Raw genomic sequence first — 17,613 nt, forward strand, 5'->3', positions numbered from 1 at the left:
CTGCGGATCGCGCGCGCGCATCTGTTCGCGGGCGCGGGGCGCGATGTGCCCTATGCGGTGGTGGAGAAGGTCAAAGGCGCGCAGCGGCTGTACGCGGTCGATCCGGCGGCGGCGCGATCGGGAATCGAGCCCGGCATGCCTCTCGCCGATGCGCGTGCGCGGGTGCCCGAGCTCGCGGCGTTCGATCATGCGCCATACGAGGATCATCGCTGGCTCGAGCGGCTCGCCGATGGCTGCACGCGGTACACGCCCTGGGTGATGCTCGATACGCCCGACGGGCTGGTGCTCGACGTGACCGGCTGCGTGCATTTGTTCGGCAGCGAGGCGGCGCTGGTGGCGGATGCCGTCACCCGGCTCGAACGTCTCGGTGTGGCGGCGGCACATGCCTTTGCCGATAACCCCGATGCGGCACGCGCGCTGGCGCGGTGGCGGGTGAGCGGAGCAAACGAGGAGGAAGCGATTCGCCGGCTGCCGGTCGCGGCGCTGGGGCTCGACGACCAGGCGACGCTGGCGCTGAAGCGCGCTGGATTGAAGACGGTGGGCGATGTCGTGGTGCGGCCGTCGTCGGCGATCGCCGCGCGCTTCGGCGGCGATGCGGCGGCTCGCGTTCGGCGGATCATCGGCGAGACAGACAGCCCGCTCGCCCCGCGCACCGTCAAGCCGCCACTACATGTCGAGCGCCGCTTCGCCGAGCCGGTCGCGCGCACCGAATTCGCGCTGGAAGTGGTCGGCGAATTGATGGCCGAGGCTGTCTTCCAGCTCGAGCAAAGCCACGAAGGCGGGCGCCGGTTCGAAGCGCGCTTCTTCCGCACCGATGGATTGGTCCAGCGGCTCGCGATCGAAACCGGGCGGCCGAGCCGCGATGTCGCCGCGGTGCTGCGGCTGTTCCGCGAACGGATCGACGCACTGGCCGATCCGATCGATCCCGGCTTTGGGTTCGACCTGATCCGGCTCGATATTCCAATTGCCGAGCGGCTCGATGCGGCGCAATTGAAGCTCGAAGGCGGAGCGGTCGCCGAGGCCGAGCTGGCGGCGCTGATCGACCGGCTGTCGACTCGATTGGGCCGCGGACGGGTGCGCCGCTTCGTCCCACGCGACAGGCATTTGCCCGAACAAGCCGAGTTCATGCTCCCCGCGGTCGAGCCGGTACCGGCGGGCGAGTGGCCGACACCCGAGCCGGGCGAGCCGCCGTTGCGCCCGATCCACCTGTTCGACCCGCCGCAGCGAATCGAACAGGTCATCGCCGGCATTCCCGACGGCCCCCCAGCACGTTTCCGCTGGCGCCGCATGCTTCATGACGTTGCACGTGCCGAAGGCCCCGAACGGATCGCCGCCCCATGGTGGACCAAGCGCGAAGCCCCAACGCGCGATTATTACCGCGTCGAGGATCGGCGCGGGCGGCGACTGTGGATCTTCCGCCATGGCCTGTTCGAAGACGGCAAATCCGCGCCTGCCTGGTACGTCCACGGAATATTCGCATGACCGGTTTCGCCGAGCTGGTCGCGGCGACCAATTATTCGTTCCTGCGCGGCGCGTCGCATCCCAGCGACATGGTCGGCGAGGCGATCCGGCTGAAGATGCGAGGAATTGGTATCGCCGACCGCAACACCGTCGCAGGCGTGGTGCGGGCGCATGTCGCGCTTAAGCAAGCGCGTGAGAAATGCAGCGAAGATTGGGCCAAAGCGCGCGCCAAGCACGAAGCCGATCGGCCGTGGGAGCCCTTCCCACCGCCTCCCGAATTGCCCGAGCCCGATCTCCATTTCCGCCTGGTGGTAGGCGCACGTTTGGTTTTCCGCGACGGCACCCCGGACATCGTCGCCTATCCCGCGACGCGCTACGGCTGGGGCCGGCTGACTCGATTGCTCACGGCTGGCAACCGCCGCGCGGCGAAGGGGGGATGCCTGCTCGATCTCGGCGACCTGATCGCGCACCATCAGGATTTGCTGCTGATCCTGCTGACGGAAAGCACATTCGATGCCGCGGAAGTCGAGCAACTAGCGGAGAAGCGGCGGGTCGCCGAGGAGCAGGATCGCGGATTTCTGCAACTGGGGGAGGAAGAAGCGGGCGAGAGCAACGTCGTCCAATTCCCAGCACGTCATGCTGGGCCTGTTTCGGCACCCGCCGTTCCAGAGGCCACAGCTCAAGTGGTGCAATGGACCCCGGAACAGGGTCGCGGCGATGTTGGAATCGAAGGAATCCTGGGCCGTCTCAAACGTATCGTTGGCGATCGTCTCTGGCTCGGAATCACGATGCCGCACGGCGGACGGGACAATCGACAGGTTCGCGATCTCGCGAATATTGCGAGGACGGCGGGCGTGCCGCTGCTGGCCACCAACGACGCGCTCTACGCCTCGTCCAAACAGCGCCCGCTTCACGATGTCGTCACTTGCATCCGCAAAGGCACGACCGTGAAGGCCGCGGGTCGGCTGCTCGAAGCCAATGCCGAGCGGCATTTGAAGCACCCCGACGAAATGGCGCGGCTGTTCCGCCGCTATCCGCAGGCGATCGCCGAAACCGAACGACTGCTCGCGCGGATCGATTTCACGCTCGACCAACTCAGCTACGAATATCCCCACGAGCCCGTGCCCGATGGGTGGGAGGCGCAGGATTGGCTGGAGCATCTGGTCATGGAGGCCGCGCACAAACGATATGATGGCACGATTCCAGTCAAAGCGAAGGCGCTGATCCAGGAGGAGTTCGCCCTCATCCGCCAGCGTAAATACGCTTATTATTTCCTCACCGTGCACGACATCGTTCGCTTTGCGCGAAGCTGCGAGCCGCCGATCCTGTGCCAGGGACGCGGATCGGCCGCCAATTCGATCGTCTGTTGGCTCCTCGACGTGACCTCGGTCGATCCGGTCAAGCACGACCTGTTATTCTCGCGCTTCGTGTCCAGCGAGCGAAACGAGCCTCCCGATATCGACGTCGATTTCGAACATGAGCGTCGCGAAGAGGTGATGCAGTACATCTACAAACGCTACGGCCGTCACCGCGCCGCGATCGCCGCTACCGTCATTCACTATAGGTCGCGCAGCACGTTGCGCGAGGTAGGTAAGGCATTGGGAATGAGCGAGGATGTCACGTCTCGTCTCGCCGGTACGATTTGGGGAAGCTATTCCAGCAAGGTGGAGGAAGATCGTTTCACCCAGGCCGGCTTCACGCTCGACAATCCGGAGATTGCGCAGCTCAAGACGCTGGTCGATCAGTTGGTCGAATTTCCCCGGCACCTCTCACAGCATGTCGGCGGGTTCGTGCTGACCCAGAATCCGCTGATCGAGACGGTGCCGTTGCACAATGCCGCTATGAAGGATCGCACCTTCATCGAATGGGACAAGGACGATATCGATGCGCTGAAATTGATGAAGGTCGACATTCTCGCGCTTGGGATGCTGTCGTGCATCCGCAAAGCATTCGATCTGATCGATCAGCACACGTCGGTTCGGCCCGAGCTAGGGACGCTTGCAACCGACGAGAATCCGATCGTCTACGAAATGCTTTGCCAAGCGGACAGCCTGGGCTTGTTCCAGGTCGAAAGCCGCGCGCAGATGAGCATGCTGCCACGGCTCAAGCCGGAAAAGTTCTACGATCTCGTCGTGCAGGTGGCCATCGTTCGGCCGGGTCCGATCCAGGGCAATATGGTGCACCCTTATCTGCGACGCCGCGCCAAAAAAGAGAGGGTTCGCTTCCCCAAGCCATCTTCCGAATTCGGACCACCCGATGAGCTGGTCAACGTGCTCGGCAAGACCGAAGGCGTGCCGCTGTTTCAGGAACAGGCAATGAAGCTGGCCATCGTCGCGGCGGACTTCTCGCCGGACGATGCCAACCGTTTGCGGCGCGCAATGGCCACGTTTCGTAACGTCGGGACGATCCAGAATCTCGAAACCAAGATGGTCGAGGGCATGGTGAGGCGGGGTTATGATCGCGACTTCGCGCAACGCTGTTACGATCAGATCAAGGGGTTCGGCAGTTACGGCTTTCCTGAAAGCCATGCTCTATCATTCGCGCGGCTGGTGTACGTCTCGGCTTGGTTGAAATGTTTTCATCCCGCGGTGTTCGCCTGCGCGCTACTCAATTCGCAACCGATGGGATTCTACGCGCCGGCGCAGATCGTCCGCGACACGTTCGAGCATGGCGTCGCCATCCTGCCGATCGACGTTAACGCAAGCGATTGGGACAACGGGCTGGAGGCGTGCGACGACGCGCCAGAACCGTTGCCACGCTGGATCAAGCGGGATCGCCGTGATGCTGGCCTCGCACTCCGATTGGGCTTCCGCCAGATCGACGGCTTTCGTGAGGAATGGGCGAAGGATCTCGTAAAGGCTCGCGGCCAAACACGCTTCGCCTCGATCGAGGAGTTCGCGCGCCGCGCCAATCTCCCTTCGCGGGCGCTGCGCTTGCTGGCGGACGCCGATGCCTGGGGATCGATCGGCAAGGGGCGGCGCGATGCCTTGTGGGAGGTGCGGCGGACGCCGTCGGGTGAACTGCCGTTGTTCGCCGCGGCGGATGCGCGCGAACTGGGCGAGGAAGAGGATGCGCGGCTGCCGGCGATGCCGCTCAGCGAAGAGGTCAGTGCCGATTACCAGCTCACGCGGCTGTCGCTCAAAGGCCATCCGATGCAGTTCCTGCGGCCGGTGTTTGCTGCGGAGAACGTGCTGAGCTGCGCCGACGTGTCGAAAGCGAAAAACGGCGCGCGTGTCACCGTTGCCGGTGTCGTATTGGTGCGCCAGCGGCCGGGCACGGGCAACGCGATCTTCATTACGCTGGAGGACGAAACCGGAATCACCAACGTGCTGTTGTGGGCGCGCGTGTTCGAAGCGCAGCGGATGCAAGTGATGGGGGCGCGGCTGATGACGGTCGAGGGCGAGGTGCAGCGCAGCGCACCAAGGGATGGAAGCGTCGTTCACTTGATCGGCACTCGGGTCATCGACCGTACGCACGAACTGAGTCGATTGTCGGAGGATCGCGAGACTCGCCCGGCGATGGCGCGCGCCGATATCGGCCTGACGCCTGATCCACGCTATCGAGCGGCTCAGCGCGTGCGGCATCCCCGCAACGTCCGCATCCTGCCGCCGTCACGCGACTTTCATTGATGCGCAAACTTGTATCTTCGCGACCGATTTATCCAATACCGAGGCGCCCCAATTCCCCTAGATTGCATTGCCACTCGGTACGCATATCCAGTAGGCTTATTCGGGGAAAATGCCTTTCCCTGCGTCGTTGAGAGGGGAAATCGATGACCAGGTTATTCACATCCTTCGCCGCTGCCGCCGCTCTGACTGCCGTTGCGATCGCCAGCCCGGCGCTTGCCGCGGGCCGCGGCTTCTATGTCAACAACACCAACAGTTCGGTATCGGTCCAGCGCGTGTGGTATGCCGCTGCAGGCACCACCCAGACCTGGGAGGAAATCTACCTCGACTACCCGGTCAAGCCGAACACCAAATCCAACTTCACGATGGGCGACGGCGACACCTGCCTGTACGACATCAAGCTCAAATTCAGCGATGGCTACGAACAGACGTTCGCCAACGTCAACGTATGCCGTGGCGACGGCGTTCACGCGACCTGATCGCCGTTACGACCTGAAAAAGAGTGGGTGGTCGGTTCATTCCGGCCGCCCTTTTTGTGACGCCTTCGCCTCGGCGCGAAAGGCGTGGAGTAGCGGCTCGGTATAGCCGTTGGGCTGCACCGTCCCTTCGAACACCAGCGCGCGCGCTGCACGAAAGGCCGAGCCCGTCGGGTTGTTCACCAGCGACCGGTAGGCGGGATCCCCGGCATTCTGGGCATCGACCTTGATCGCCATTCGCCCGAACGCGGCTTCGACCTCCTCGGGCGTGCAGACGCCGTGGAGCAGCCAGTTGGCCAGCGCCTGACTTGAAATCCGCAGGGTCGCGCGATCTTCCATCAGGCCGACATCGTGAATGTCGGGCACTTTCGAACAGCCCACACCCTGATCGATCCAGCGCACGACATAGCCAAGGATACCCTGGCAATTGTTGTTGAGTTCGGCGCGCACCTCCTCGGGCGTCCAGTTGCGCCCCAGCGCCAGCGGGATCGTCAGCAGATCGTCGAGGCTGGCGATCGGCTCATCCCTGCGTGCCTGCTGGCGCTCGAACACGTCGATCCGGTGATAGTGCGTGGCGTGGAGCGTCGCCGCGGTGGGCGACGGCACCCAGGCGGTGGTCGCCCCGGTCATCGGATGACCGATCTTCTGGTCGAGCATGTCGGCCATGCGGTCGGGCGCCGCCCACATGCCCTTGCCGATCTGCGCCTTGCCGCTGAGCCCGCAGGCAAGCCCGATCTGGACGTTGCGGTCCTCGTACGCCTTGATCCAGGCGCTGGTCTTCATCTCTCCCTTGGGCACCATTGGGCCTGCCTGCATGCTGGTGTGGATCTCATCGCCGGTGCGATCGAGGAAGCCGGTGTTGATGAAGACGATCCGATCCTTCACCGCATGGATGCATGCCGCGAGATTGGCCGAGGTGCGGCGCTCCTCATCCATCACGCCGACCTTGATCGTGTGACGCGGCAGGCCCAGCAGATCCTCCACCGCGTCGAACAGCTGGTCAGTGAAGGCGGCCTCGTCGGGCCCGTGCATCTTGGGCTTGACGATATAGATCGATCCCGCTTGGCTGTTGCGGAATTTGCCGAGCCCCTTCAGGTCGTGAAGCCCGATCAGGCTGGTCATGATCGCGTCGAGGATGCCCTCTGGCGCCTCGCCGCCGTCGGGCAGGATCACCGCCGGTGTGGTCATCAAGTGACCGACATTGCGCACGAACAGCAAGCTACGGCCGTTCAGCGTGAACTCGCCGCCGTCGGGCGCGGTGTAGCGGCGATCGGGGTTCAGCCGGCGAGTCACGCTGCGGCCACCCTTGTCGAACGTCTCTTCCAGATCGCCGCGCATCAGCCCGAGCCAATTGGCATAGGCCGCAACCTTGTCCGCGGCGTCGACTGCGGCGATCGAATCCTCGAGGTCGGCGATGGTCGTGATCGCACTTTCCAGGATCACGTCGGCAATCCCGGCAGGGTCATGGCAACCGACTGGATGCTCGCGGTCGATTACCACTTCAATGTGCAGCCCGTTGTGACGGAATAGATAATTCTCGTCCGCGCGACCGACCAGCAGCGAGGGATCGGCAAGTTCGGGCGCGCCACTCAGGTCCGCCCAGCTCCCGTTCGCCAGCGGCACCGCCTCGTCGAGAAACGCCTTGGCTCGGGCGATCACCTGCGCGCCGCGCTCGGCATCATAGCCGCCGGGCCTGGGCTGACCGGGGATTGCGTCGGTCCCATACAGCGCATCGTACAGGCTGCCCCAGCGTGCATTGGCGGCGTTGAGCACGAAGCGTGCGTTGAGCATCGGCACGACGAGCTGTGGCCCGGCAGTGGTCGCGATCTCGGGATCCACGTTCGTAGTGTCGATACGAAACGGCCCGGGTTCTTCGACGAGATAACCGATCGATTTGAGAAACGCCTGATACTCGGCCTGGTCGATCGCCTCACCCGCGCGTTGCGCCAGCCAGCCGTCGATCTCCGCCTGGATCAAATCGCGCTTTTCCAGCAGCTTCGCATTCTCGGGCGCGAACCGCGCAAAGACGTCCGCCACGCCCGTCCAGAATGCGTCCGAGGCGATTCCTGCGCCCGGCAGCGCGCTCTCTTCGACGAACGTCACGAGCTCGCTCGCGATTTTCAGGGCGGCTCGGTCGATCATGGAACCTTCGGACACATGTTGCTCCGTTGTCTGACGAGGGGGGAGCCGGCTGATACACCGGCCGGCCGCGCTGCCCATCGGGAAATTGCGCTTGCCGCTTGCGTCAACCAGTGGCTAACTGCAACCGATAAGGAGAGCGAGGATGGCGGAAGCGTATATCGTGTCGGCGGGGCGGACCGCGGGCGGGCGTCGTGGCGGTAAATTGGCCGGGTGGCACCCCGCCGACCTCGCCGGCAAGGTGCTCGACGCGGTGGTGGAGCGCGCCGGGATCGATGGCGCCGCGGTCGAGGACGTGATCATGGGCTGCGTGATGCAGGCCGGCGAGCAATCCGCACATATCGGCCGCAGCGCAGTGATGGCTTCGTCGCTTCCGGACAGCGTCCCCGCGGTCTCGATCGACCGCCAGTGCGGATCGTCGCAGCAGGCGATCCAGTTCGCGGCGCAAGCGGTGATGTCGGGCACGCAGGACGTGGTGATCGCGGCGGGCGTCGAGAGCATGACCCGCGTGCCGATGGGACTCGCCAGTTCGGCGCCCGCGCAACTCGGCATCGGGATCGGTCCGTGGTCGCAGAAGATCAAGGATCGCTACGGCGTGCCCGGCTTCAGCCAGTTCGTCGGCGCCGGGATGATGGCGCAGAAATACGGGTTCAGCCGCGAGGAGCTCGACGCTTTTTCGCTCGAAAGCCATCGCCGCGCGGCGGCAGCGACTCAGGCGGGCGCGTTCGGCGATGAGATCGTGCCGATCGAAGTCGTCGATGAAGACGGCAACACCCAGCTCCACACCACGGATGAGGGCATCCGCTACGACGCGACGCCCGAATCGATGGCGGGCGTGAAGCCGCTCGGCGAGGGGAGCGTGCTGACCGCGGCCTCGGCTAGCCAGATCTGCGACGGCGCGTCGGGGGTGATGATCGTCAGCGAACGGGCCCTCAAGGGGCATGGACTTACCCCGCTGGCGCGGATTCATAACCTGACAGTCACCGCAGGCGACCCCGTGATCATGCTCGAGGAGCCGCTGCCCGCGACTCAGCGCGCGCTCCAACGCGCCGGTATGAAGATCGAGGATATCGATCTGTACGAAGTCAACGAAGCATTCGCGCCGGTGCCGCTGGCATGGCTGCGCGTGATCGGCGGCGATCATTCGCGGCTCAACGTCAATGGCGGCGCGATCGCGCTCGGCCACCCGCTCGGCGCGTCGGGGACCAAGCTAATGACGACGCTGCTGCACGCGCTGAAAGCGCGCGACAAACGCTGGGGGCTGCAGACGATGTGCGAAGGCGGTGGAATCGCCAACGTGACGATCGTCGAGCGGTTTTAAGAGATTTACGGGAGAGAGATAAATGAAGCTGGATTCATCGGTGGCTGCCGTCGTCACCGGCGGGGCGTCGGGGCTCGGCGCGGCAACCGCGCGGGCGCTCGCGGCCAAGGGCGTCCAGGTCGCGATCTTCGACATGCAGGCCGAAAAGGGTGAGGCCGTCGCGCAGGAGATCGGCGGGCTGTTCTGTGAGGTCAATGTGACCAGCGACGAGAGTGTCGACGCCGGCTTCGCGAAGGCGCGCGCGGCGCACGGGCAGGAGCGCGTCCTTGTCTGCTGCGCCGGCACTGGCAACGCGGTGAAGACGGCGAGCCGATCGAAGGAAGACGGTTCGATCAAGCATTTCCCGCTCGAGGCGTTCAACTGGCTCATCCAGATAAATCTGGTTGGCACGTTCCGCTGCGTCGCCAAGTCGGCGGCCGGAATGCTGAGCCTCGAAGCCGGCGAGGATGGCGAGCGCGGTGCGATGGTGATGACCGCGAGCGTGGCCGCGGAGGACGGCCAGATCGGCCAGGCGGCCTATTCGGCGTCGAAGGGCGGCGTCGTCGGCATGACGCTGCCGATCGCGCGCGACCTGATGAACGAAGGCATCCGGATCAACACGATCCTGCCGGGCATCTTCGAGACCCCGTTGATGCAGGGCGCGCCGCAGCAGGTGAAGGACAACCTCGCTGCATCGGTGCCGTTCCCCAAGCGGCTCGGCAATCCGCCCGAATACGCGCACCTCGCGCTGACGATGATCGAAAACGGCTATTTCAACGGCGAGGACGTCCGCCTCGACGGTGCTATCCGCATGGCGCCGCGCTGACGTCATGCCCGGGCCGCTGACCGGCATTCGCATCGTCGAGCTGGCGGGGATCGGCCCGGCGCCGTTCTGCGGGATGATGCTGGCGGATCACGGTGCGGAGGTGATCCGCGTCGATAGGCCGGGCACGGCGCTCAACCCGCGCGATCCGTTGCTGCGGGGCCGGACGGCGATGCAGCTCGACCTCAAGGCGGCCGAGGACGTCGCAAAGCTGCGCGAGCTGGTGAAGACGGCCGACGGGCTGATCGAGGGGTTCCGTCCCGGCGTGATGGAGCGGCTCGGCATCGGTCCCGACATACTGCTCGGCGACAATCCCAAGCTCGTCTACGGCCGCATGACCGGATGGGGGCAGGACGGGCCGTACGCGCACGCCGCCGGGCACGACATCAATTACATCGCGCTGTCGGGCGTGCTCGGCGCGCTCGGCCGCGCGGGCCAAAAGCCAACTCCGCCGATCAATCTCGTCGGAGACTTTGGCGGCGGTGCGATGATGCTCGCGTTTGGCATGGTCAGCGCACTGCTGGCCGTGAAGAACGGCGCCGACGGCCAGGTGATCGACTGCGCGATGACCGATGGATCCGCGTTGCTGATGGCGATGATGTGGGGCTTCCGCGCGCAGGGCATGTGGAGCGAGGATCGCGGCACCAATCTGCTCGATACCGGCGCGCCCTTCTACGACACCTACGAAACCGCGGACGGCGGCTATGTCGCGATCGGGTCGATCGAGCCGCAATTCTACGCCTTGCTCCGCGAGAAGCTCGGACTGATCGAAGATCGGCTGTTCGACGCCCAGTTCGATCGCGCGCAATGGCCAGCGCAGAAAGAGCGGCTGGCCGCAATCCTCCGGAGCAAGACGCGCGACGAATGGTGCGCCCTGATGGAGGGGAGCGACGTCTGCTTCGCGCCGATATTGTCGATGTCGGAGGCCGCGGTGCACCCGCACAACGTGACGCGCAAAACGTTCGTCGACATCGACGGCGTGACTCAACCCGCGCCGGCCCCGCGCTTTCTTCGCTAGGCCGCGCCGACTTTACGATCGAGGCACGCCACCACGCGACGCGAAAGATCATCGATCGCGGATCGGATTTCGGGCGTGTCGACGACGTGCGGTACCGGGTCGATCGCGCACAACGTTCCGAAGAAGCTTCCGTCCGCGCGGTTGAGCGGCACCGAGACGTAGCTCTGGAAGCCGTAGAGGATAGGTGTCGGATGCGTTCGCCACATCGGCGCGTCGCCGACGCAATCGATGTAAACCGCCTCCCCGCTGTCGCGAATCTCGTTGCAGATCGTGGTGCTGACCTTGAGCTCGCCGCCGGGTTCGAGCCCGAACTCGATCTTATCGAGCACCTGGCATGCGATCCAGCGGTGTTCGGTCACGCGGGCGACGGCGGCAAAGCCCATGTCGGTCACGTCGCAAAGCTCGCGAAGCACCTCACCTAACACGCCGCTTGCCGACAAGGTGCTCACTTCCCGCTCGAAGTCCATCGGCCGCCCTTCATGCACTACAAAATGGCGCGCCCGGCAGGACTCGAACCTGCAACTCCAAGCTTAGAAGGCTCGTGCTCTATCCAGTTGAACTACGGGCGCCCGCGAGCGGCCTAGCCCGGATTGCGCGGGCGCGAAACGGGCTTCATATCGGCGAGGATGAAGGGGAGGGCAGGCATGGCGCTCGATAAGGTCACCGCCAATCAAATGCGCGGGGCGCAGTTCCGCTATTTCGATTTCGTGATGGTGGCGTTCGTCGTCATCCTCGTGCTGTCGAACGTGGTCGGCGCGGGCAAGCGCGCGGTGATCGATTTGCCTTGGTTCGGGCTGTGGCCGTTCGGCGCCGGCATCCTGTTCTTCCCGCTCTCTTACCTTCTCGATGACGTGCTGACCGAGGTCTACGGCTACGCGCGGGCGCGGCGCGTGATCTGGACCGGGTTCGTTGCGCTCGCCTTCCTGGTGGTGATGGAATGGACCGTCGTCGCGCTTCCGCCCGCCGCCGACTGGGAGGGGCAGGCTCAGTACGAATATGTTTTTGGCCTGCCGCCGCACCTGATCGATACGTTCCCGTATGTGAGCGTCGGCATTGGCGGCCGGATTGCCTTTGCCTCGCTGTGCGCGTTCTGGGTGGGCGATCTGCTCAATTCCTATGTGCTGGCCAAGATGAAGATCTGGACCAGCGGGCGGTGGCTATGGACTCGAACGATCGGCTCGACGATCCTCGGCGAGGGCGCCGACAGCCTGATCTTCTACCCCATCGCATTCTTTGGCGCCCCCGATTGGCCGATCCATGCGATGCTGCTCGTGATGCTCAGCCAGTTCGTGCTCAAGGTCGGTTGGGAAGTCGTGCTGACCCCCGTCACTTATGCCGTGGTCGGATTCCTCAAGCGTAAGGAAGGCGTCGACTTGTACGACGAAGGGACCGATTTCAGCCCGTTCCACGCCGGAGTGTGAGCGCGAAAGGTCACACAAGGGGTCACACTATCACGACGCACCCGCCAAATCCGACAAGCCGGACAAGCGCGGATCGACGATGTCAAAGAGTAAGGGCTGACCCTGACTCTTCAATTCCAACATTACCAGCCGAAGAGTTAGGCCGCGATCAGCTCCATCAGGCCCTCGAACAGCCGCCGGCCATCGTCGCCGCCATGCGTGGCTTCGATCTTGCGCTCGGGGTGCGGCATCATGCCGAGCACGTTGCCGCTCGCGTTTAGCACACCTGCGATGCGCCTCGCCGATCCATTGACCTCGCCGGTATAGCGGAACGCCACGCGGCCTTCGCCTTCGATCCGGTCGAGCGTCTCGGGGTCGGCGGTGTAATTGCCGTCATGGTGCGCGACCGGGATCCGGATCGTCTCGCCAGCGGAGTAGCGGCTGGTGAAGACCGACTGCGCATTCTCGACGGTCAGTTCGACATCGCGACAGACGAAGTTGAGTCCTGCGTTGCGCATCAGCGCGCCCGGCAGCAGCCCGGCTTCGGTCAGCACCTGGAAGCCGTTGCACACGCCCAGAACCGGCACGCCGCGCTCGACCGCGGCGATCACCGCGCGCATCACCGGCGACCGCGCCGCCATCGCGCCCGAGCGGAGATAATCGCCGTATGAGAACCCCCCGGGCAGCGCGATCAGATCGGTGCCGGCGGGCAACTCGGTCTCGCCGTGCCACACCATGTTGGGCTTGCGCCCGGTCACCGAATCGATCGCCACTGCGAGGTCGCGGTCGCAATTGGAGCCGGGGAATACAACGACCGCCGCGGTCATCGCTCGATCCTGTAATTCTCGATTACCGTATTCGCGATCAGCTTGCGGCACATGCCGTCGAGATCGGCGTCGCTGATATCGTCGGCGACGTCGAGCTCGATCACCTTGCCCGCGCGGACGTCGTTGATCCCGCCGAACCCGAGGCTTTCGAGCGACTTGTGGATCGCCTTGCCCTGCGGATCGAGCACGCCGGGCTTGAGGGTGACGACGATGCGGACCTTCATGGGGCGGCTTCCTGGTTCGAGGAGGGAGTCGGCGCCCCTATGGCCGCGCCCGCCACTCGTCGCAACTTTTACGTTTCGTTAACGGTCGGGGCGCAGCTTTTAGGACAGGACCGGCCCGACTCACTGGGTAGCGCGGGCAAGTTGGGGGTACCGGACATGGCCATCGTGGCAATGTTCCTGTTCATCGCAGTGTTCGCGTTCGGCCAGAACTATTTCGGCTGGAGCGATCCCGCAGGCTACGTCCAGCTCTCGCTGGTGTCGTGCTTCGTGTTCGGGATCATTTGCGGGATACGGGTGAAGAGCTGAGGGTCGGCCCGCGGCTCACTTGCCGCGGTTCTGCCGATGCTTTTCGAGATCGAGCACCGCCGAATCCTCGCCCTCGGGCATCAGCCCGAGCCGCCGCGCGACCTCCTGATATGCCTCGGCCTCGCCGCCTAGGTCGCGGCGGAAGCGGTCCTTGTCCATCTTTTCGTTGGTCTTCATGTCCCACAGACGGCAGCCGTCGGGGCTGATCTCGTCGGCGAGGATGATCCGGCTGTAATCGTTGTCCCAAATGCGGCCGAATTCGAGCTTGAAGTCGACCAGCCGGATGCCGACCCCGGCGAACAGTCCGCACAGGAAATCGTTCACGCGGATCGCCAGATCGGCGATGTCGTGCATCTCCTCCTGCGTTGCCCAGCCGAACGCGGCGATATGTTCGTCGGTGATCATCGGATCGCCGAGCGCATCGTCCTTGTAATAATATTCGATGATCGTGCGCGGGAGCTGGGTGCCTTCCTCGATGCCGAGCCGAGTCGACAGCGACCCGGCGGCGACGTTGCGCATGACGACCTCGATCGGCACGATCTCGACCTGGCGGATCAGCTGCTCGCGCATGTTGAGGCGACGGATGAAATGGGTGGGCACGCCGATCAGCCCGAGCAAGGTGAAGATGTGCTCGCTGATACGGTTGTTGAGCACGCCCTTGCCGTTGATCGTGCCCTTTTTCTGCGCGTTGAACGCAGTCGCGTCGTCCTTGAAATACTGGATCAGCGTGCCGGGTTCGGGCCCCTCATAGAGGATCTTGGCCTTGCCCTCGTAGATCTGGCGGCGGCGTGCCATCGTCGGCGCGTGTCCTTCATGAAACGAGCGGCCCCGGCAACGCGAGTGGCGCGCCGGGGCGGGAGCCGAGGCCCTTACAGGAAGCGTGACGGGGGCGCAATCAGGCGGGCGTGTCCGCCTGCGGGACGGGGCGCCGACGCGGACGCAAGCGGCGCCACAACAGGAAGCCGCCCAACAGGATGATCCCCGGCGGGGCAAGCGCGGCGAGCAGCGTCAGCACGAACCCGATCGTGACGGTGGCGGAGCCGACGAACACGTTGGCGGCGCTGGTGATCGGTGCGCTGCCGTCGAAGCCCTGCACCGCGGGGCCGGATTCGTAATCGAATTCCATCGGCGTGTTGGCGAGCGAGTCGGTCTGCTCGCCGACGTTGCTCTTGGCGGCGGCGATCCGGTCGGTGATCGCTGCGCGCTGGTTCTGCAGTTCGGCGCGCTCGTCGCTTTTCAGATCGCTGCGCTTGGGCTCGCCGTCGATGCGTTGAAGCTCGGCTGCCGCCTGCGCGCGCAGACCCTGCTGCTTGGCGATCTCCGCCCCGGCATCGGTACCGGTGATTTCGGCATCGACCAGCTTGCCTTCGGAGGCGGTGATCGCATCGATGCCTTGCTTGCCGAACGCCCGGGCGAGCGCGGGGTCGAGCTTGAACAGCAACGTGCCTTCGCTGCTGTTCTCGCCGAGCACGCGATAGCGCATGCCGATGATCCGGCAGCGCGCGACGCCGAGCTTTTCGCACGCCTGGGCATGCGTTTCCTGCGCGGCGGCGAGCTTTTCGGCGGGCAGGCGGAAGGCGTAGCGATAGTTGAACGCGACGCCCGGCGCGGCGGTGACCGCGATACCCGGCGCGGCGTCGCTCATCGCGGCCGGGGCGTTCGTGCCACCCCCGCCGCTCGAATAGCCGGAATTTTCGGATCTGGAGCAGCCGGCAAGCGCCAGGGCCGCAACGCAGACGGACGTCATCACCAAATGTCGCATGATCGCTCTCCCAAACGCCGACAATACACCATCACATCGATAGGGTATTGCCGTCAAGCGGAGAGATTCAGGAGTGAAACGCCAGTTTTATTAAATGCTTAGCCTTATTCCACGCAGACGATCCGGGGGCGATCAGTTCGACGTGGCCGGTATTCGGGACGGTATGGAGCGTCGCTCCGCCGCGCGATTTGGCGACGTAATCGGTGGCCAGTCGGTAGGGGATGATCGTGTCCTCGCGCCCGTTGACGAGATCCTGAGCAGCCGCGAGCGGGAAGAGCCGCGGGACCGACGTGTCGGCATAGACATCGGCGCGGCCGGAGGTCGGCTTACCAACGAGTCGAGTGACGACGTCGGTGCCGCAGCCATTGTCGGGGCTGGCGGCCGTTTCCTCGAGATCGGGCAGTCCGCCGAGGCTGATGACGTTCGCGATCGGGAGCGGGTCGGGGGTGTAGAGCGGGCTGGTCCTGGACAGGTTGGGACGTGCCGCCAGCCACAAAGCGAGGTGTCCGCCGGCACTGTGCCCCACCGCGACGATGCGCGTGAGATCGAGGTGATACTTAGCGGCGTTGGCGCGCAACAGGTCGGCTGCTGCGGCGGCATCCATAAACGTGCCGGGATAGCCGCCGCCGGGGCGGTCGACGCCGCGATAGTCGATATTCCACACCGCATAGCCGGCGCGGCGGAGGTCTTCGGCGGCCCAATCCATGATGCTGCGGTCGGCGACACTGGTCGTCCAGCACCCGCCATGCACCATCAGCACGACCGGAAACGGGCCGGCTCCGGTGGGCAACCATAGGTCAATCTTCTGAAAGTCGTCCGCGCCATAGGCGATCGTCGCTTGCGGTGCAGGGCGCGGGCGCGACAGCAGGTCGGCCCAGGTCATCGGCGTGAAGGTATCGCTCGGCATGATCGCGAGAGACCCCAGCAGGGCGAGGAAGGCAAGCCGGATCATCGCCGCGAACTATAGCATCGCCGGGCCGATCGCGAGGGAGCGGGCGATCGGCCCGGCGAGGGTCAGCAGCGCTCGCTGCCGATCTTCACCTGGCGCCAGCGATGCTGCCACGGTGCGTCGAATTGCTGGCGGGCCAGCGCGTCGAACGTGTCGCCGACGGCGTGTGCGAGCTTTCGAACCAGCTTATCGACGCCCGCACTGAGATGGTGATGGTTCGCGACCCAGTCGCCGCGCAGGAAATCGTCACGCATGGTTCAAATCCTTCTTCGGTCTCTCGGGTTTCGCTAGCCGCTGCGATATGCGTGGCGCGCGCCGCGCGCACCAACAAATCGTTGGACACGATCGACAAGCGACGCTTATGGAAAAGCTATGCGTCGCCTGCCGCCCCTTGCCGCCGTCCGCGTGTTCGAAGCCGCGGCGCGGCATGAGAATTTCACCGCCGCGGCCGCCGAGCTCGGCATGACCCAGGCCGCGGTCAGCTATCAGATCAAGGTGCTGGAAGAGCGGCTCGGCGCGCCGCTGTTCCGCCGCGAAAAGCGCCGCGTCGTACTGACCGACGCCGGCCGCGCCGCGGCGCCACCAATCACCCGCGCGTTCGACGCAATCGATTCGGCGTTCGGCGCGATCCGCGCGGCGGATGAGGCGGTACTGACCGTTTCCACCTCGAACACGTTCGCCAACACCTGGTTGGCATGGCGGCTCGGCAGCTTTCAGATGAAACACCCCGAAATGGCGGTGCGGCTGCAGACCAGCGATGCAATGGCCGATTTCGGCAGCGACGATGTCGATGTTGCCGTCCGCGCCGGGCTGGGCGGATGGGACGGGCTGATCGAGGATTTGATCGTGCCGATCGATTTCACTCCGATGTGCTCGCCGGGGTTCCTGCGGCGCCACGGCCCGCTCACCCCCGAAAAGCTGCTCGACGTGCCGCAGATCAGCCTGCACGATCCGTGGTGGCCATTCTGGCTGCGCGAGGCCGGGGTCGACGTCCCCGAAGGCCCGCCGCGCGCCGGGGTCCGTCTCGACAGCCAGGCGCATGAAGGCCATGCGGCGATGGCGGGGCAGGGGGTGGCGATGCTGACGCCGTTCTTCTGGCGCAACGATCTGGCGGAGGGGCGACTGGTGCGGCCGTTCGAGCAAGTCTCGACGCGCGGCTATGCCTATTGGCTTGTCTACCCCCAGGCCCGGCGCGGCACGCCCAAGATCAAGCGCTTCCGCGAATGGCTGCTCGCGGAATTGGCGCGTGATCTGCCGAGCCCAGTCTAGCCGCCCACAGCTTTGCGGCCACTGGCTGTTCCC

Annotated in this window: 17 protein-coding genes and 1 tRNA gene; 9 read left to right on the forward strand and 9 right to left on the reverse strand. The window is 65.0% G+C overall.

The window, feature by feature from the left end:
- The 3 genes from VH326_RS06125 (at position 1) to VH326_RS06135 (ending at position 5,566) form a co-directional block, all read left to right on the forward strand.
- Complete coding sequence (locus VH326_RS06125) at positions 1–1,482, forward strand: DNA polymerase Y family protein (protein ID WP_329631006.1); 1,482 nt, start codon at positions 1–3, stop codon at positions 1,480–1,482.
- Positions 1,479–5,090, forward strand: a complete 3,612-nt coding sequence (locus VH326_RS06130; RefSeq protein ID WP_329630920.1) for an error-prone DNA polymerase — start codon at positions 1,479–1,481, stop codon at positions 5,088–5,090. The genes VH326_RS06125 and VH326_RS06130 overlap by 4 nt, the downstream gene beginning before the upstream one ends.
- A gap of 143 nt (positions 5,091–5,233) precedes the next feature.
- On the forward strand, positions 5,234–5,566 hold the full coding sequence (locus VH326_RS06135) for a hypothetical protein (protein WP_329630921.1): 333 nt from the start codon (positions 5,234–5,236) through the stop codon (positions 5,564–5,566).
- A 36-nt stretch (positions 5,567–5,602) separates the two neighbouring features.
- On the opposite strand, the gene VH326_RS06140 is transcribed toward VH326_RS06135, so the two are convergent.
- Positions 5,603–7,705: a malate synthase G gene (locus VH326_RS06140; protein WP_329631007.1), complete on the reverse strand. Its 2,103-nt coding sequence runs from the start codon at positions 7,703–7,705 to the stop codon at positions 5,603–5,605.
- Positions 7,706–7,847: 142 nt separating this feature from the next.
- Between VH326_RS06140 and VH326_RS06145 the strand changes: the two genes are divergently transcribed.
- Genes VH326_RS06145 through VH326_RS06155 form a run of 3 tightly spaced genes read left to right on the forward strand, consistent with a single transcriptional unit; the run spans position 7,848 to position 10,843 of the window.
- Positions 7,848–9,023 (forward strand): acetyl-CoA C-acetyltransferase, encoded by a 1,176-nt coding sequence (locus VH326_RS06145; protein ID WP_329630922.1) that lies wholly within the window; start codon positions 7,848–7,850, stop codon positions 9,021–9,023.
- 22 nt (positions 9,024–9,045) lie between these two features.
- Positions 9,046–9,828, forward strand: coding sequence for an SDR family NAD(P)-dependent oxidoreductase (locus VH326_RS06150; protein ID WP_329630923.1), 783 nt, complete (start codon positions 9,046–9,048; stop codon positions 9,826–9,828).
- Positions 9,829–9,832: 4 nt separating this feature from the next.
- Positions 9,833–10,843: a CaiB/BaiF CoA-transferase family protein gene (locus VH326_RS06155; RefSeq protein ID WP_329630924.1), complete on the forward strand. Its 1,011-nt coding sequence runs from the start codon at positions 9,833–9,835 to the stop codon at positions 10,841–10,843.
- On the opposite strand, the gene VH326_RS06160 is transcribed toward VH326_RS06155, so the two are convergent.
- Positions 10,840–11,310, reverse strand: coding sequence for a GAF domain-containing protein (locus VH326_RS06160; RefSeq protein ID WP_329630925.1), 471 nt, complete (start codon positions 11,308–11,310; stop codon positions 10,840–10,842). The two genes, VH326_RS06155 and VH326_RS06160, sit on opposite strands and share 4 nt — an antisense overlap.
- A 25-nt stretch (positions 11,311–11,335) precedes the next feature.
- A tRNA-Arg gene (locus VH326_RS06165) sits at positions 11,336–11,412 on the reverse strand.
- 75 nt (positions 11,413–11,487) lie between these two features.
- Between VH326_RS06165 and VH326_RS06170 the strand changes: the two genes are divergently transcribed.
- Positions 11,488–12,264, forward strand: a complete 777-nt coding sequence (locus VH326_RS06170; protein ID WP_329630926.1) for a queuosine precursor transporter — start codon at positions 11,488–11,490, stop codon at positions 12,262–12,264.
- Between the two features lie 137 nt (positions 12,265–12,401).
- On the opposite strand, the gene purQ is transcribed toward VH326_RS06170, so the two are convergent.
- Positions 12,402–13,070, reverse strand: a complete 669-nt coding sequence (purQ, locus tag VH326_RS06175) for a phosphoribosylformylglycinamidine synthase subunit PurQ (RefSeq protein WP_329630927.1) — start codon at positions 13,068–13,070, stop codon at positions 12,402–12,404.
- Positions 13,067–13,294, reverse strand: a complete 228-nt coding sequence (gene purS / locus VH326_RS06180) for a phosphoribosylformylglycinamidine synthase subunit PurS (RefSeq protein ID WP_329630928.1) — start codon at positions 13,292–13,294, stop codon at positions 13,067–13,069. The genes purQ and purS overlap by 4 nt, the downstream gene beginning before the upstream one ends.
- Before the next feature lie 156 nt (positions 13,295–13,450).
- Between purS and VH326_RS06185 the strand changes: the two genes are divergently transcribed.
- On the forward strand, positions 13,451–13,600 hold the full coding sequence (locus tag VH326_RS06185; RefSeq protein WP_329630929.1) for a hypothetical protein: 150 nt from the start codon (positions 13,451–13,453) through the stop codon (positions 13,598–13,600).
- Positions 13,601–13,615: 15 nt separating this feature from the next.
- Here the strand turns inward: VH326_RS06185 and purC are convergent, their stop codons facing one another.
- The 4 genes from purC to VH326_RS06205 all read right to left on the reverse strand — a co-directional run bounded on the left by purC (position 13,616) and on the right by VH326_RS06205 (position 16,565).
- A complete protein-coding gene (purC, locus tag VH326_RS06190) occupies positions 13,616–14,395 on the reverse strand; it encodes a phosphoribosylaminoimidazolesuccinocarboxamide synthase (protein WP_329630930.1) in 780 nt (259 codons plus the stop codon).
- Positions 14,396–14,495: 100 nt separating this feature from the next.
- Entirely contained in the window at positions 14,496–15,245 is a 750-nt protein-coding gene (locus tag VH326_RS06195; protein WP_329630931.1) for a hypothetical protein, read from the reverse strand.
- Between the two features lie 184 nt (positions 15,246–15,429).
- Complete coding sequence (locus VH326_RS06200; RefSeq protein WP_329630932.1) at positions 15,430–16,269, reverse strand: alpha/beta hydrolase; 840 nt, start codon at positions 16,267–16,269, stop codon at positions 15,430–15,432.
- A 107-nt stretch (positions 16,270–16,376) separates the two neighbouring features.
- Entirely contained in the window at positions 16,377–16,565 is a 189-nt protein-coding gene (locus tag VH326_RS06205) for a hypothetical protein (RefSeq protein WP_329630933.1), read from the reverse strand.
- A gap of 118 nt (positions 16,566–16,683) precedes the next feature.
- Between VH326_RS06205 and gcvA the strand changes: the two genes are divergently transcribed.
- Positions 16,684–17,580: a transcriptional regulator GcvA gene (gcvA, locus tag VH326_RS06210; protein ID WP_329630934.1), complete on the forward strand. Its 897-nt coding sequence runs from the start codon at positions 16,684–16,686 to the stop codon at positions 17,578–17,580.
- The last annotated feature ends 33 nt before the right edge of the window (positions 17,581–17,613 follow it).

This window comes from Sphingomonas sp., assembly GCF_036269755.1.
GTDB lineage: Bacteria > Pseudomonadota > Alphaproteobacteria > Sphingomonadales > Sphingomonadaceae > Sphingomonas.